We start from the raw sequence: 15271 nt of genomic DNA, 5'->3' as shown, positions 1-15271 counted from the left end.
CTGGCCCGAATTCGGCCCACGAGCTGTGGGCCCAATTCCCTGGGGGCACATCAGGACCCTGCTAGTCGTTAGGGCGGCCCTGCCCGACTCGACTGGCTGCCAGAAGCCGGCGTGTCGTCTCGTATGTCAGACGGGGGTCGCTTCCCGGGTCCGGGGGAGCGGCGGTGGGGGTGCGATGCTGGCGGGGAGAGGGAGGCGGGCGTGAGCATTCTGATCACGAACATCGGTGAGCTGGTCGGGGCCGATTCGGAGCGGTGGGCGATCGAGGACGCCGCGCTGGTCATCGACGGTGATCGAGTCGCCTGGGTCGGGGCGGCGGCCGACGCGCCCGACGCGGACGAGGTGGTCGACGCGGGCGGCCGGGCGGTGCTGCCCGGGTTCGTCGACTCGCACGCGCACCTGGTCTTCGCGGGGGAGCGCGCGGAGGAGTTCGCGGCGCGGATGAGCGGGCGGCCGTACGCCGCCGGCGGCATCCGCACGACCGTCGCGAAGACCCGCGCCGCCTCCGACGACGAGCTGCGCGCCAACGTACGGCGGCTGGTGACGGAGATGGTCCGGCAGGGCACCACCACGATCGAGTGCAAGTCCGGGTACGGGCTGACGGTCGCCGACGAGGAGCGCGCGGTGCGCATCGCCGCCGAACTGGTCGACGAGGTCACCTACCTGGGCGCGCACGTCGTTCCCGCCGGGACGGACCCCGGCGACTACGTCCGGCTCGTCACCGGGGAGATGCTGAAGGCGTGCGCGCCGCATGCCCGGTGGATCGACGTGTTCTGCGAACGAGGGGCCTTCGACGCCGACCAGACGCGGGAGATCCTGGCTGCGGGCCGCGCCGCCGGGCTGGTGCCGCGCCTGCACGCCAACCAGCTCGGCCACGGCCCCGGCGTCCGGATCGCGGTGGAGTACGACGCCGCGTCGGCCGACCACTGCACGTTCCTGACCGGCGACGACGTCGCCGCGCTCGCGGACTCCGAGACGGTGGCGACGCTGCTGCCCGGTGTGGAGTTCTCCACCCGCCAGCCGTACCCCGACGCCCGGCGGCTCATCGACGCGGGCGCGCGGGTCGCGCTGGCGACCGATTGCAATCCGGGCTCCTGCTACACCTCCAGCATGGCGTTCTGTGTGGCCCTCGCGGTACGGGAGATGCGCATGACCCCGGAGGAGGCGGTACGGGCGGCCACCGAAGGGGGCGCGCGGGCCCTGCGCCGCACCGATGTGGGGCACCTGCGGCCCGGGGCGCGGGCCGACGTCCTGCTGCTCGACGCTCCCTCGCATATCCACCTGGCCTACCGTCCGGGCGTGCCGCAGGTGGCGCGGGTTTGGCGGGCCGGACTATCGGTCTGACAATCGAGAAATGGTAAGCGTCAATTATTCTAATAATTGATCTTGCTGTGTAACCAGTTATCGTGCGGCCCGAGGTGGCCGCGCCACGATGCGGGATTGACTGTTAACCCATCGTCATCCACTCTTGAGGGGATCGCCCCCAGCCCCTCGGGAGCCTCCTGATGTTCATCCGTGGCCACCTACTGCCTGCTTCCTGCCTCTCACGTTTAGTCGCCGACGGCGTGATCGCCTGAGTCGACGTACGAAAGATTTCAGCGAGCCTCGGAAATCGACGGCCCGGTGAAATCAAAAATGCCAAGAGGCGGAAATGATACGCGTTCTCATCGTAGAGAATACGAACCTGGTCCGCGGCGGGCTCGTCGCCCTGCTCAACGCACAGCCCGATATGTTGGTCGGCGCCGCCTTAGAGTCCGCGGACAAGGCACTGCCCACCGCCCTGGAGACGAACCCCGACGTGGCCCTGATCGGCACCGGCCTGGCGCTCGGGGACGGATTCGGGGTCGCGCGCGCGTTGCACGACGAGTTGCCCTCCTGCAGCGTCCTGATCATGGCCGACCGCCGCCGGCCGGGTGACCTGCGCCGCGCGGTGGCCGCCGGAGTGATGGGCTATCTCCTCATCGACACCCCTCCGGAGGACCTGGCCGACGCCGTCCGGCGGGTCGCGCAGGGTGAGCGGGTCATCGACGCGGAGCTGGCCTTCGCGGCCCTCGAGACCGTCGAGAGCCCCCTCACCGACCGGGAGCTCGACGTCCTGCGACTGGCCGCGCAGGGAGCGTCATCCGCCGAGATCGCGAACCACCTGTTCCTGTCGGTCCGCACCGTCCGGAACCACATGTCGCGCGTCATCGGGAAGATAGGGGCGCGCAACCGGGTCGACGCCATCCGCATCGCCGACGACGCGGGCTGGCTCTGAGCCGACGCCGTCCGCATCGCCGACGACGCGGGCCGGTTCTGAGCCGACGCCGTTCGCGGCCCAGTGCCCGTGCAGGTCCCGGTACGGCCCGCAGCGGGTCAGCAGGTCCTCGTGGCGGCCGAGCCAGGCCCGCGTACCGTCGAGCATGAGCACCCGGCGGGCCCGCCGGGCCGAGGTCATCCGGTGCGCGATGACGATCAGGGAGCCGGGCCGCGCGGCGAAGGCCGCTTCGGCGCGTTCCTCGGCCGCGGCGTCGAGGTGACAGGTGGCCTCGTCCAGCAGGACGAGCCGCGCCGGGGACAGGTACGCGCGGGTCAGCGCGACGAGCTGGCGCTCGCCGGCGGACAGCGCGGCCGGGTCGACCTCGGCGTCGTACCCGCCGAGGCGTTCGACCAGGGCCGTCAGGCCGACTGCGGCCGCCGCCGCGGCGAGCTCGTCGTCATCCGGACGCGCGGCGTCCCCGCGGAGGTAGCACAGGTTGTCCCGCAGCGTGCCGGCGAAGACGTACGCCTCCTGGGGAATGAGCGTACGGGCCTCCGGCGCGACGTCCGAGGCGGGCGTGCCGCCCAGGAGCACGGTGCCGCGCGAGGGCGTGAGCAGCCCGGCGACGAGCAGGGCCAGGGTCGACTTGCCGATGCCGCTCGGGCCGACGACCGCCAGGTGGTCGCCGTCGGGGACCGCCAGGGACAGGTCGTCGATCACGGGCTCGGCGTCCGGCCCGTACGTGAAGGTCACGCCGGTCAGCCGCAGGTCGCCACCGGCTCCGGTGGGGCGCGGCACGGCGGGGACCTCACCGGTCTCGACCAGACGGTCGAGGGTCACCGCGAGACGCAGCCCGCTGCCGCCCAGCCCCCGGATGGCGGTGTGCAGCGCCGGGGCGAGTCCCTGCAGGACGTACGTGAGCGCGCCGAGCACCGCGCCGGGCGTCGCGCCGTGCCGCAGCAGCCACGGCGCGGCCGCGACGATCGCCAGGAGCGGCAGGCGCCCGCCGACGGCCAGCGCGATCGTGCGTCCGGCGGCGAGTCGCGCCACCGACCGGGCCGCCGCAGCCTGAGCGTCGATCAGCCGTCCGACGTCGGCGGCCATGGCGTCCTCCGCGCCGCAGGCGACGATGTCGCGGAGGCCGGTGGCCAGCGCGGTCGCGGATCCGGCGATCCGCTCCTCGGCGAGGATGAGCTCCCGCTGACGGGTCATCGCCCGCGACACCATGCCGAGGAACAGGCCGAGTCCCACCGCGACCGGCGGCACCACGAGGAGCAGCGTCACCGGCATCAGCGCCGTCAGGCCGATCAGCGCGCTCACGAGCGTGAACACGAATCCCCGGACGACCACGAGGAGGCCCGCGAACGTGTCGCGGACGATCTCGACGTGCTGGGTGAGCCGGGCGACGGCGGCGTCGCCGGGGCGGCCCGTGCGCACGGCCTCGTGGACGGCGCCGCGGACGACCCGGCGGACCAGCGCGTCCCGGAAGGGTTCGACGATCCCGGCCAGCGGCCGATACGCGGCGGCGCTGCCGACCGCGCCCGCGGCCGCCGCCACGGCCAGCGCGGCCAGCCAGACCAGTCCCGCCTCGACGCGGTGGGCCAGGAACGCGTCGGTGGCCCCCGCGACGGACCGGCCGAAGACCAGGACGGGCGCGGCCTCGACCGCCGACCACACCGCGAGCAGCACCGCCTCGCGAGGATGGTGGCGTACGGCGGCGATCAGCACCCGGGTGCCGCCGAGACGTCTCCACCGCCGCGGCATCAGCGGAACACCTCCCGGTACTCCGGATCGGCCCACAACTCCCGGTGCGGAGCGCAGGCGCGGATCCGCCCGCCGTCGAGCCAGGCCACCAGGTCGGCTCTGGCCGCCGTCGCCGCCCGGTGCGCGATGATCAGCCGGGTGCGCGGGTCGCGCGTGAGGACGTCGCCGATGTGCACCTCGGTGGCGGTGTCGAGGCTGGAGGTGGCGTCGTCCAGGATGAGCACCCGTCCGGGATGGGCGAACGCCCGGGCCAGGCCCAGCCGCTGCAGTTCACCGCCGGAGAGCGGGGCGGCGTCCGGGGGAGTCGCGTAGCCGGCGGGCAGGCGCCGGATGAACCCGTCCGCCTGCGCCGCACGGGCCGCCAGGATGGCCTCTCCACCGTCCGCCTGCGCCGCACGGGCCGCTAGGACGGCCTCCCCATCGGTCGCCCGTGCGGGGTGGGCCGCCGGGGCGGCCTTCTCGCTCGACGTCGACCCGTTCACCCGCACGACGTCGGCGGTGGTGACGTCGCCCGTGATCGCCTCGGCGATGGTGGCCCCGAAGAGGGCGGGCCGGGCGAATGCGTATCCGACCGTCTGCCGGAGCGCCGTACGGCTCAGGTCTCGCAGCGGGACGCCGTCGAGCAGGATCTCGCCCGTGTCCGGCTCGGCGAGGCGACCGGCCAGCGCGGCCAGCAGCGACTTGCCCGACCCGGACCGGCCGACGACGGCGACGGCCTGGCCACCGGGAACCGCGAGGTCCAGGCCGTCGAGGACCGGTGCGGCCGACACCCCGCGGAACTCCAGGCGTCCCGGCCCCTCCGGCGGCGATGCGGTGCCGTGGGCGGGCGGCTCCCGGTCCAGCACCGGAGCGAGGCGGGCGGCCCCGGCGCGGACGCGGGCCAGCCGGCCGAGCTGTGTGATCACCGGGCCGATGTCGGCGCCCAGCCCGGCGTACTGGGTGGCGGCCAGCAGCCCGCCCGCGGTCAGCCGCCCGGCGGCCAGTTCGTAGCCCGCGACGGCCAGGACCGCGATCTGCAGCAGCGGAAGCGCGAGGGTGCCCCGGCCCGCGGTCGCGGCCTGCACGCGCCAGGTCCGGTGCCCGTGCGCGGCGAGCTCGGGAAGAGGCGCGAGGATCCGGGCGGTCTCGCGATCGGCGGTGCCGGCGGCCGCGACCGTCCGGTTGCCGGCCAGCGCCTCGACGAGTCGCGCGGCGATGACGCCCTGGACGGCCAGATAGCGGCCGACGATGGCGGAGGTGTCCCGGACGAAGGCGTTCAGCACCACGACGATGACCGGGAGGCCCAGCGCGAACGTCAGCGCCAGCCAGGGGTCGAGCACCAAGAGGGCGATCATCCCGCCGACCGGCGGCAGGACGGCGGTGACCGCGAGGACGACGGCGGACGGGGCGAGGCCCGTGTCCGTGGTGGCCGTGACGGCCCGGCTGGTCACGTCGCCCGCCGCGAGACCGGACGCCGACGGGCCGAGGGCCAGCAGGCGGCGTACGAAGCGGTGCCGCATCCGGGCGGTGGCGGCGGCCGCGCTGGTCCCGACCGCGAGTTCGGTGAGGACGTCGCCGGTCATGGCGGCGGCCACCAGGGCGGCGTAGGCGAGCGGCCAGGTGGACGTCCCGCCGTCATGCAGAACGCCGTCCACGGCGCGGCCGAGGACGGCCGGCAGGAGCGTCTCCGCTCCCGCCCGTACCAAAGAGGTGACGGCGAGCAGGCTCGCCCAGACGCCGCCGTCGCGGATCGCCCGAATCACGAGCCCACTCGCCGTCATCGGTCTCCCTGCCTTCACGGTCCGGGCCATGGTTCCCGGGACCAGATGTCCTTCATCAGAGGCAGACAGTGATGCTGTGCGAGCTGTGGCACAGCAGGCTCAGGCTGCTGTTCGTCTCGCCGCCACCACCCGGGGTGGACTCCATGCCCTGCATGTCGAGAAGCGTCATCGTGTTTCACCTCCTCGCCGTGTTCGTGTCTCCGACACCCGCGAGGGTTCTCGCGGGTTGCTCTGGTGCCGCCAGGAACGGCAGGTGGACCGGCCGGTCGTGCAGTGCCGCGCCGAGCGCGAGCAGGACGCCGGCGGTCCCGGTGCCCAGGTCCATCGAGAGCCGGAGCAGGTTCTCGCCGATGAAGGCCAGGCCGCCCTCGTACGAGACGGCGTGCCAGGCCAGGTCGCGGATGTGCGCCGCCGCCCGCGGATCGCCCTGCCGGGCGAGGTGGAGGAGCATTCCCGCGCGCCCGCTGAACAGGCCGGACTGGGCGTAGTAGACCGAGTGGGCGGCGACCCGGATCGCCTCGCGAGCCTCCCGGAACCGCTCGTCCTCCCGGTGGGCGAGGTAGTCGTCGATCACGAGACCGATCCCCACGCTGCCCCGGCCGAGGTACGGCAGGATCCGTGAGCCCTCGTCGACGTGCAGCGCGCCGTTCTTGTCGGTCACGCATCGCTGGAGGTCCAGCCGGATGGCCGCAGCGGCCAGGTCGAGAAGGTTCGGGTCGCCGGTGCGCTCGTAGAACCGGACGAACATCAGCGCCGGGCCGGACATCCCGCGCAGCAGCCCGGGCCGGGCGGGCGCCTCGGTCGCCGCCACGACCTGGTCGGCGACCGACTGTGCGGCCCGCGTCGCCGCGTCCCGGAGGGCCGGCGCCTCCAGCGGGCCGGCGAGCCGCTCCAGTGTGAGCGCGATGCCCGGCAGTCCGCCGTACAGGTCGGTGCCGAGACGATCCCACCGCTCGCTGAGGCAGATGTCGACGACCTTGCCCGCGGCGTCGAGGTGCCCGAGGTGGGCCAGCGTGAAGGCGGCGCCGTACAGCCCGTCGTACAGACCGAGACCGCTGCCGGGCGGGGGGTTCGTGGCGTGCTCGATCAGCCAGCCATCGTGCTCGACCGCGCATCCTGTGACGTCCAGGGCGTAAAGGACGCCCGCCGCGCCGTACGCCAGGCCGAGGGCGGTGCCGCCGAACTGCTGGATGTCGCCGGGGAACAGCCGGTCGTCGCGGTCCGGCGTGGCACTGGCCAGGATCGCCCTGCTCAGCGCCGAGCGCGCCTCCTCCCAACCGTCCGGATCGGGCTGGATCGAGGGGATGGACCCGACGATCCGGCTTCCCGTGGCGACGTCACGGGAGATCTCCGCCACGGCCGACTCGAGGTAGCCGTCCGGCAGCGGGAACCGCTCGGCGATCACCTCGGCGAGGTGGGCTGCCTTCGTACGGTCGAGCTGGAAGATCGTGGTCAGCGGTGCGAACAGCGCGAGCTTGAGGCACGCGAGGCAGTATCGGTCGACGGCGACGCCCCGGCGGTCCGGCGGGGCGAGGAATCCTGGGTTGGCGAGGATCTGCCGGCCCTCGTCGGCGGCCGGCGCCGCCGTCTCGAAGTCGATCAGCGCGACGGTGTCGTCCGGGCGCACCATGATGTTGAACATGTGCAGGTCGTTGAAGACGATCCCGCGGGAGTGCACGGCCTCGACGACGCGTTCGGTGCTCTCGTAGACCTGCAGCGCCCACGCGGTGTACTCGGCGACCCGGCTCGGATCGGGTTCGGGGTCGAGCAGCGGATGCCGCTCGGCGAAGAAGGTGTTGAGCGGCCGTCCCTCGACGAACTCCTGAACGAGGAACTCATGGTCGCCGAGGGTGAAGTAGTCGCGCACCGCGGGCACGCCGTCGATGTCGGCGAGGCGCCGCATCATGTCGCGCTCGCGGCGGAGCCGGGTCACCGCGTCGGCGCCGTCGGCCGCCAGTCCGGCGTACGGCCGGCCTTCCTTGAGCACGACGCGTTCGCCGGTCCGGGTGTCCTCGGCGGCGTAGACGCCGCCGCCGTTGGAGAAGTGGAGCGCCTCGGTCACCTGGTACGGCAGGCCCGCCATCGTCACCGCGTTGCGGGCATCCAGGTGAGGGCGCAGGCAGTCCGGCACGGTAACCCAGTCCGGCACCCGGAAGACCGGGTCCCGGCGGTCGGGTACGAGCCGTCCCTCGCCGTCCTCGATGGCCGAGACGAGCCGTCCGTCCTCGTCCTTGCAGTGGCGCTCGGCGAAGCCACCGTAGCGCACGTAGAGCGGGCCGTCCCCGATCCGCAGGTCGGTGAGGATGTACGGACCGGGCTCGCCGGCGAGGAGTTCGCCGAGGTCGTGCAGGATCCGCTCGAGCTCGGCGTCATTCCGCGGGTAAATGGTGATGAGTTTCCCGCTCCCCCCGCGTCCCGCGTATTTCGCGTTGCGCATCAGAAGGACGTCGGAACTGCGCAGGTGCTTGAACGAAACCGTCCTCGGAACGCAGTAGTCCCGGACTCGGACGAGCACGTCTTCGGCGTTCTCGTGACAGGCCGACACGTGGATCTTCCAACCTTGCCGGGGGATCTCCTGGGCCGGCGGGACGTAGACCAGCCATTCGCTACGGCGAATCCGCTGCCATCCCTCGGGGAGAGGCTCGTCGGCGATGGCGAAAGCCGGGCTCTCCTGACCGTCCATGACGTCATAGAAGAGCCGGTCTTTCTGGCAATACACCTCGTACTGCTTTTCCACCGCTGTGTCCTCTGCTCGGAGGAGTGGGCTGGTCCGGTGAGTTCCGGGTGTTACGAGAAGAGAGAATGGCAGGGCGCGCTATGCGCCGCCTAGGGACAAGTGTCACGAATGACTCGTGAACATGTCCTATGGCGACATGTGACCGTGAAAGGGAGCAAGCAGGTGGACAGGGCATCTGCCCAGATGACTGCCTTTTCGGGAATGGCTACCAGGCGGTATCGAACGATATGGGCGATACTCGCGACCTTCGTTCTGGGACGCGTCCGGTGGCGCTCCGCGGGCACCGCCGGCCCCGCGCCAGGTCTCGCCGCTCGGTTCGCCGCCCTGCCTGTGGGGCGGGCGCGACGCAGGCCGGGGGAAGCGGCCCGTTCCGGCCGGGGCGAAGGGACCCGACGGCAATGCGCGCGACGACGACTGATGGCAGGATGGGGCGACGACGGACCGGGTGCCGGTCGGCCGGGCAATGGATCTGTATTGCGTTGGATGAAACCCGATGATCTTCTGCCAGAGGCCTCGCCGGTCTGGTTAGATCAGCGTCACCTTCGGGTATCCGTTACACGGTGTCCGACGGTAATGACTACGCGTATCAAGCATGCCGGTCAGCTGGGCTGTTCGACCGGCTATCCGGTGAGGAGAAGGCACATGGCTGCCGATCCAGGCTCACTCGCCCTGGCAACACCTTGGCGCAAAAGCACGCGCAGCGCATCGGGCGCCTGTGTCGAGGCCGCCGTCGCGAAGGTCCTGCGCTCGGGTCCGGTTGCGAGCGCAGCTGACGCACGCGGGGCCGACACTTCGGGGCCATCCAGCGACTGAGCCTTGCCGGCGTTCGTTCGCGCGTCTTGCGATCGCCATCAGGCGAGGCGGCGGCGACGATCAGACGGCCGACGGGGTCCCGCCGGTCATCTGAGTAACGGCCGCTGTCGTGGACAACACTGCGGCCCTCGGCGAACGTCCGGGTCTGATGTCCCTCACGGTGACATCAACGGGTCGTATTGGTATGGTCACGTAGTGTGAAGCTGGTGGTGCGGGTGAAGCTGCTGCCGACGCCTGAGCAGGCGGCGGCGCTGGCGGCGACCCTGTCCCTGTGCAACACCGCGGCGAATGAGGTGTCGGCGGTCGCGTTCGCCCAGTGCGTGTTCGCCCGGCAGTGGACCCGGCCTACACCTCCCAGCGGTGTCCCGTGCCCTGGTGCGGACACACCGAGCGCGCGAACCGGCCCGACCGGAACACTTTTTGTTGTCGCCGGTGCGGGTTCGCTGGCCCCGCCGACGTCATCGCCGCCACCATCGGAAACGGGCGTGCGTGGCGTGGGCATTCGTCAGCATGCCCGTCCCCACCCCCAAAGGGGGAGGGGAGAATCGACCCCGGCACGACACCCAGCCGCGACGGGGAGCGCAACAAGGCGTGAACACCCGAGCCCCAAGCTCGAACGTTCACGGTCGAGAAGCTGACAGGGAATCAGCTCGCGAGGCGATGCGCGGCCTATGCGTGCGGTAGACGGCTCGGGCGATCTTCGGGGTCGTCGCCCTGCTGGCCGTGATCGTTATCGTCAGCGGTATCGGCGGTTGACGCGGATCAGGGGCGGCCGTCCGACGTCGACGTAGTCGACCGCGAGGATCTCGGCGATGAAGAGGACATGGTCACCCGCCGTGACGCGCTGCCGGGTCTCGCACTCCAGGGCGGCCGAGCCTCCCTCGATCACCAGCGCGCCGGAACTCGGGCCCCGATGGTGCGGCTCTCCGGCGATCAGCAGCCGAGCGCTGGGCCGGCCCGCCGCCGCGAACCGGCCGGCGATCGCCCGCTGGGCCGCGGACAGCACCGTCACGGCCCAGCGATCGCACCGGTGCAGGACCTCGCCGAGGTACGAGCCGGTGCCGACGCCGATCAGGACCATCGGCGGGTCGAGGGAGACGGAGGAGAACGCGGTCAGGGTCGTGCCGATGTCGTCGCGTCCGTCCCGTACGGTCACGACCACGACGCCGGTCGCGAACGTCGCCAGCGCCTCGGTGAAGTCGGCCGGCGTGACCTCGCCCACGGTCACGCCGTGCCGGGCCCGGGCGTGCGCCCGGTCCCCATCAGCGGATCTCCCAGGCGCCCGGCAGCATCAGCGGGCCGCCGGAGGGCAGGCCGATACGCGTGGCGACTCCGGTGAGCGGGCCCCACGCGTCCACGCGCGCGCTCGCGGCCGTACGGTCGTCGCTGGACTCGGCCGGACGAAGACGATCGAGCGGCGAGACGCGAGGGTAGGCCCGCACGGGCGCGTCGGCGGCCAGCCCGGCCTTCTTCCTCGCCAGGTCGAGGGCGTACGCCAGTCCGCCGAGCTCGTCGACCAGGCCGCGTTCGTGGGCGTCGGCGCCGGTCCACACCCGCCCCCGGGCCAGCTCGTGCACGCGCTCGCGGGACATCGCGCGGCCCTCGGCCACCTTGCCGACGAAGTCGTCGTACACCCGGTCGAGGAAGGTGTTGATCCGCGACCACTCCTCGTCGGTGAAGTCACGCGTCGGCGCGTACATCCGGGCGTGCGCGCCGTGCTCCACGCTGCCGAGCCCGATGCCGAGCCGGTCGAGCAGGTCACCGATGACCGGCTTGCCGATGACGACCCCGATCGAGCCGGTCAGCGTGCCCGGCTGCGCCACGATGGTGTCGGCGGGCGCCGCCACGAAGTAGCCGCCCGACGCGGCGACGTTGCCCATCGACACGATGACGGGCTTGCCGGCCTTGCGGGCGAGGACGACCTCGCGCCAGATCGTGTCCGACGCGACGTACGAACCGCCGGGGCTGTCGACCCGGAACACGATCGCCTTGACCTTGTCGTCCCGGGCCGCCGCGCGAAACGCCGCCGCGATGGTGTCCGAGCCGATCGAGGCGCCCTGTCCCGGCAGGAGGCCGCGACCGCTCCGGCCCAGCCGGATCGGCCCATGCCCCTGGATCAGCGCGACGACGTCCTGCTGGGGGCGGGGTATCCGCTTGGTCACGTTCTGACCCCGGTTGTACCGCGCGACGTAGCGCAGCCGGACCTCGCCGCCGCGGACGCCGCCGGCCGCGGCGCGGACCTCGGCATAAACCTCGTCGCGGTAGGCCAGCCGGTCGACCAGCCCGGCCTCGAGGGCCTCGGGGCCCAGGAGCGGCGCCTGGTCGATCAGCTCACGGACGCGCTCCTCCGGCAGCCCGCGCCCGGCGGCCACCCCCGCGACCACCTGCGCACCGATGGAGGAGACGATGCGGTCGGACATCTCCCGGTGCTCGGGGGTGTACGTGCGCTCCATGAAGGTGTTGGCGGCCGTCTTGTACTCGTGCCGCTTGGCGAAGCGCGGCGTGATCCCGGCCTTCTCCAGCGCCTCGTTGAAGAAGGGCTCTTCGAGCGCGACGCCGGTCAGCGCGAGGTCCCCCGACGGCTGCAGGTAGATCCGCTCGAACGCGGTCGCCAGGTAATAGGGGACGGTCCCGCGGCCGGTCTCGCCGAAGGACTCGGCCCAGGCCACGGTCAGCTTGCCCGCGTCGCGGAACGCCTGGACGGCCGCCCGGAGCTCCTGGGCCACGGCCAGGCCGAGCCGGCCGCCGCCGATCCGTACGATGAGCGCCTTGACGCGAGGGTCGGAACCGCCCTTCCGCAGCCCGGCCAGGACGTCCCGCAGGTGTGCCCGGCGCATCGAGACCAGCGCGGACACCGGGTCGGCGGGCGGCCCTTCGACGATCCCGTCGGTGAGGTCCAACTCGAGAATCAGCGGGGCGGTGCGCCGCTCCCGTGCGTCTTTCAGCAGGTCGACCACTGCTCCGGCATCCACCATGAGCCCAACCCTATGCGGCACGCGCACGTACCGGGGCGTGGCCTGGTGATCAGGTCGCGGGGTGTTCGCGTCACCCGGCGGCCCCGGACCGCCCCGTGCGGGCCGGCGCTCACGGAGGGAGCGCCGGCCCGCACGGCTCAGTGCAGGCCGCTGTCGAGGGCGGTCATCAGGGGGCCGGTGTCACCGGACATCTCCCAGATCATCGCGCCGAGCAGGTTCTTGGACTTGATGTAGTCGGTCTTCTTGCCGATCGACCACGGGTCGTCGAAGGACCACCACTGGCCGTTCGCGCCCGTGTAGCAGTACGTCGCGATGGCCTGTTCGTCGTGGTAGACGGTGCAGCCCGGGACGTTCGTGGCGATGTTCTTGTATCCGCGCGTGCCCGCTTCCTCGGGGAAGTCGCCGGGCGCCGCGCCGTTCGCCGCCTGCCACTCGCCGTTCTTGCCGCCGTCGGCCACCTGCTGCCAGCCCCGGCCGTAGAACGGGATCCCGATGGTGAGTTTCCGGGTGTTCACCCCGGCGTCGGTGTAGACCTTCACGGCCGAGTCGACGCTGAAGTGGGTGGAGTACGGATCGTCCGTGTCGACGTACAGGTTCGCCTGGTGGCCGGTGCGGTTCGGCTCCCAGGAGTTGTCGCTGCCCGAGCCGTGGAAGTCGTACCCCTGCACGTTGGCGAAGTCCAAGGAGTTGAAGATCTTGGACAGGTCCCAGCCCGCGTTGATCTTGACCGGGTCGGCCGGGGTGAAGGCGGTCAGCAGGTAGCCGCTGCCGAGGGCGTTCAGCTGGCTGCGGAACTCCGCCAGCAGCGCGGTGAGGTTCGCCTTGTCGGCGGGATCGTAGTGGTTGCCGGGGTGGCCGTCCGGGCTGCCCGGCCACTCCCAGTCGACGTCGATGCCGTCGAACACGCCCGCGCCGGTGCCCGACCCGCCGGTACCGTCGGACGACACGGGCAGGTTGCCCTTGATGAACATGTCGATGCAGGAGCTGACGAGCTTCTTGCGCCCGGCGTCGGTCTTGGCGGCGTCGGAGAAGAACTTCGAGTACGTCCACCCGCCGATCGACACGAGCACCTTCAGGTTCGGGTACTTCGCCTTCAACTTCTTGATCTGGTTGAAGTTGCCCTTGAGCTTCTGGTCCCACGTGTCGCCGACGCCGTCGACGCTGTTGGCCGCCGACACCGAGGCGCCGTAGTCGGCGTACGCGTCACCGGCCCCGGTGCCCTGGTCGGGGTCCTCCGGGTTGGACGTCGTGCCCTTGGTCGTCTCGGCGCAGGTCAGGTTGTTCGGGTCGAGGTTCTCGAACGCGTAGTTCAGCACGGTGAGCTTGCCGGCCGCGCCGTCGGTGTCGAGGTTCTTCATCCAGAAGTTGCGGCCGTAGATGCCCCACTGGGGGTAGTAGCCGACCTTCTGGTAGGTCCCGCCGCCGCCCCCGCCGCCGGACTGCGTCGTGCCGGACACGGTGGCGCTCTTGGCGGACTCGTTCCCGGCCGCGTCCCGGGCGGTGACGGAGTAGGTGTGGCTGCTGCTCGCGGCCAGCCCGCCGATCGTGGCGCTGGTCGAGGTCGTGGTGGCGACCACCGTGGACCCCTCGTAGACCCGGTAGCCCGTGACGCCGACGTTGTCGGTGGACGCCGTCCACGAGAGGCTGATCGAACTGGACGTCGTACCGGTCACGCGCAGACCGGTGGGCACCGTCGGCGGCGACGTGTCACCGCCACCGCCTCCTCCGCCTCCGCTGCCGTCGCACGGCTGCCCGTTGAGCTTGCAGTTCAGCGGCGTGGCCGACTCGGGCGCGCCCGTCCAGCCGAAGCTCGCCGACGCGCCGGGCGCCAGCGTGCCGTTGTACTCCCGGTTGGTGAAGGTGTAGTGGGTGCCGCTCTGGGTCATCAGGGCGTCCCAGTACGCGCCGACCGAGCCGCCGGCGGGCACGTCGAACTCGACCTTCCAGCCGTTGAGGGTCGTGGAACCGCCGTTGGTGATCGTGTACTTGCCCTGGTAGCCGCTGCCCCAGCCGGAGTCCTTGGTGAACGTGGCGGTCGGGGCGGTGGCCGCGTGGGCGTACGGGGTCGAATGGGGCAGGGTGAGGAGGGCCGCCGCCGCGAACGCGACGACGAGCCGGAGGATGTTCCGTCTCAAGTTGGCTCCTCGGTGTGGCGGGAGGAGCACGGCGCCGTACTCACTGAAAAGAAACTTTCTTTTCAGTGCTCGGAAGCTAACCCGGTCGAGAGACGCCGTCAATGCCCGAAAAACCAGTGGTCAGCCGGGTGGTAAGGGTGGTTTTCAGCGGTAGCCGTCCCGACCTGCCCATTACCCTCACTGGTATGGGCGACGGGGACGGCTGGGTGAATTGCGACGCCGGTCATCGGCACTGGGGCCGCCATGGCGCGGCCGGTCTGCTCCTGTACCACCTGGCTCCCGAGCCTCACGTGCTCCTGCAGAAGCGCGCCCGTCTGTCCATCGGCGGCGGCACCTGGGGGATCCTCGGCGGCGCGCGGCACAGCCACGAGGACGCGATCGCCGGCGCGCTGCGCGAGGCGGGGGAGGAGAGCACGCTCGACCCGTCCGTCGTCCGGGTACACGGCCTGATCGGCGAGCACCACGGCGGCTGGTCGTACGAAACGGTGATCGCGTCCGTCGCCGAGCGGCCCGACGTCCGCCGGGCGTCGTTCGAGACCGCCGACGTCGCCTGGGTCCACGTCGATCAGGTGCCGCGCAAGAGGCTGTTCCCGGCGTTCGCCGACGGCTGGTCCCGGCTCCGCGCCGCGCTGGTCCGACCGGTCCTCGTCGTCCACGCCGCCGCGCTCGACGGACTCGGGGCCGATCCCGCTCGGCTTCGCGACCGGCTGGTCGCCCTCGGCCCGATCGACGACCTCCCCGGCGCCGTCGCCGCGGGATGGTCGCGGCGGCGCGGAACAGCGCCGCGCGCTGTGCGGCCGGCAGGTACGCCTCCGTCAGCATGCCGCCGACCCGCGACCATGCCTCCC

10 protein-coding genes and 1 pseudogene are annotated in these 15271 nt (G+C 71.8%); 4 read left to right on the top strand and 7 right to left on the bottom strand.

Going from position 1 to position 15271, the window contains the following annotated elements; genetic code table 11:
- Window positions 1-201 precede the first annotated feature (201 nt).
- On the top strand, window positions 202-1344 hold the full coding sequence (gene hutI / locus AB0L00_RS29765; RefSeq protein WP_364440392.1) for an imidazolonepropionase: 1143 nt from the start codon (window positions 202-204) through the stop codon (window positions 1342-1344).
- Between the two features lie 307 nt (window positions 1345-1651).
- On the top strand, window positions 1652-2257 hold the full coding sequence (locus AB0L00_RS29760; RefSeq protein WP_345357089.1) for a response regulator transcription factor: 606 nt from the start codon (window positions 1652-1654) through the stop codon (window positions 2255-2257).
- 276 nt (window positions 2258-2533) lie between these two features.
- Here AB0L00_RS29760 and AB0L00_RS29755 read toward each other — a convergent pair.
- From AB0L00_RS29755 to lanKC, 4 genes and pseudogenes are all read right to left on the bottom strand, one after another.
- Window positions 2534-3343 (bottom strand): annotated as a pseudogene (locus AB0L00_RS29755) (ABC transporter ATP-binding protein); the annotation flags it as partial.
- 659 nt (window positions 3344-4002) lie between these two features.
- Window positions 4003-5763: an ABC transporter ATP-binding protein gene (locus tag AB0L00_RS29750; RefSeq protein ID WP_364440391.1), complete on the bottom strand. Its 1761-nt coding sequence runs from the start codon at window positions 5761-5763 to the stop codon at window positions 4003-4005.
- Window positions 5764-5818: 55 nt separating this feature from the next.
- Window positions 5819-5932, bottom strand: coding sequence for a SapB/AmfS family lanthipeptide (locus AB0L00_RS29745; RefSeq protein ID WP_345357096.1), 114 nt, complete (start codon window positions 5930-5932; stop codon window positions 5819-5821).
- Between the two features lie 6 nt (window positions 5933-5938).
- Entirely contained in the window at window positions 5939-8500 is a 2562-nt protein-coding gene (lanKC, locus tag AB0L00_RS29740) for a class III lanthionine synthetase LanKC (RefSeq protein ID WP_364440390.1), read from the bottom strand.
- Window positions 8501-9629: 1129 nt separating this feature from the next.
- Between lanKC and AB0L00_RS29735 the strand changes: the two genes are divergently transcribed.
- On the top strand, window positions 9630-9908 hold the full coding sequence (locus tag AB0L00_RS29735; RefSeq protein WP_364440389.1) for a zinc ribbon domain-containing protein: 279 nt from the start codon (window positions 9630-9632) through the stop codon (window positions 9906-9908).
- A 141-nt stretch (window positions 9909-10049) separates the two neighbouring features.
- Here the strand turns inward: AB0L00_RS29735 and AB0L00_RS29730 are convergent, their stop codons facing one another.
- From AB0L00_RS29730 to AB0L00_RS29720, 3 genes are all read right to left on the bottom strand, one after another.
- Entirely contained in the window at window positions 10050-10535 is a 486-nt protein-coding gene (locus tag AB0L00_RS29730; RefSeq protein WP_364440388.1) for a flavin reductase family protein, read from the bottom strand.
- 40 nt (window positions 10536-10575) lie between these two features.
- Window positions 10576-12288: a signal peptide peptidase SppA gene (gene sppA / locus AB0L00_RS29725; RefSeq protein ID WP_364440387.1), complete on the bottom strand. Its 1713-nt coding sequence runs from the start codon at window positions 12286-12288 to the stop codon at window positions 10576-10578.
- 137 nt (window positions 12289-12425) lie between these two features.
- Window positions 12426-14423 carry a glycosyl hydrolase family 18 protein gene (locus AB0L00_RS29720; RefSeq protein ID WP_364440386.1) on the bottom strand — a complete coding sequence of 666 codons (1998 nt, stop codon included), beginning with the start codon at window positions 14421-14423 and terminating at the stop codon, window positions 12426-12428.
- A gap of 185 nt (window positions 14424-14608) precedes the next feature.
- On the opposite strand from AB0L00_RS29720, the gene AB0L00_RS29715 reads away from it, so the two are divergent.
- On the top strand, window positions 14609-15271 hold a 663-nt coding region (locus AB0L00_RS29715), incomplete at its 3' end, for an NUDIX domain-containing protein (protein WP_364440385.1).

Source organism: Actinoallomurus sp. NPDC052308 (assembly GCF_040679195.1).
Classification (GTDB): Bacteria; Actinomycetota; Actinomycetes; order Streptosporangiales; family Streptosporangiaceae; genus Actinoallomurus; species Actinoallomurus liliacearum.
This window is presented reverse-complemented; position numbering and strand designations above follow the sequence as displayed.

Bases quoted from the DNA above. Each gene is read 5' to 3' on its own strand.
- AB0L00_RS29760 (WP_345357089.1), top strand. From the start codon at position 1,652: ATGATACGCGTTCTCATCGTAGAGAATACGAACCTGGTCCGCGGCGGG.
- AB0L00_RS29750 (WP_364440391.1), bottom strand. From the start codon at position 5,763: ATGACGGCGAGTGGGCTCGTGATTCGGGCGATCCGCGACGGCGGCGTC.
- AB0L00_RS29745 (WP_345357096.1), bottom strand. From the start codon at position 5,932: ATGACGCTTCTCGACATGCAGGGCATGGAGTCCACCCCGGGTGGTGGC.
- sppA (WP_364440387.1), bottom strand. From the start codon at position 12,288: ATGGTGGATGCCGGAGCAGTGGTCGACCTGCTGAAAGACGCACGGGAG.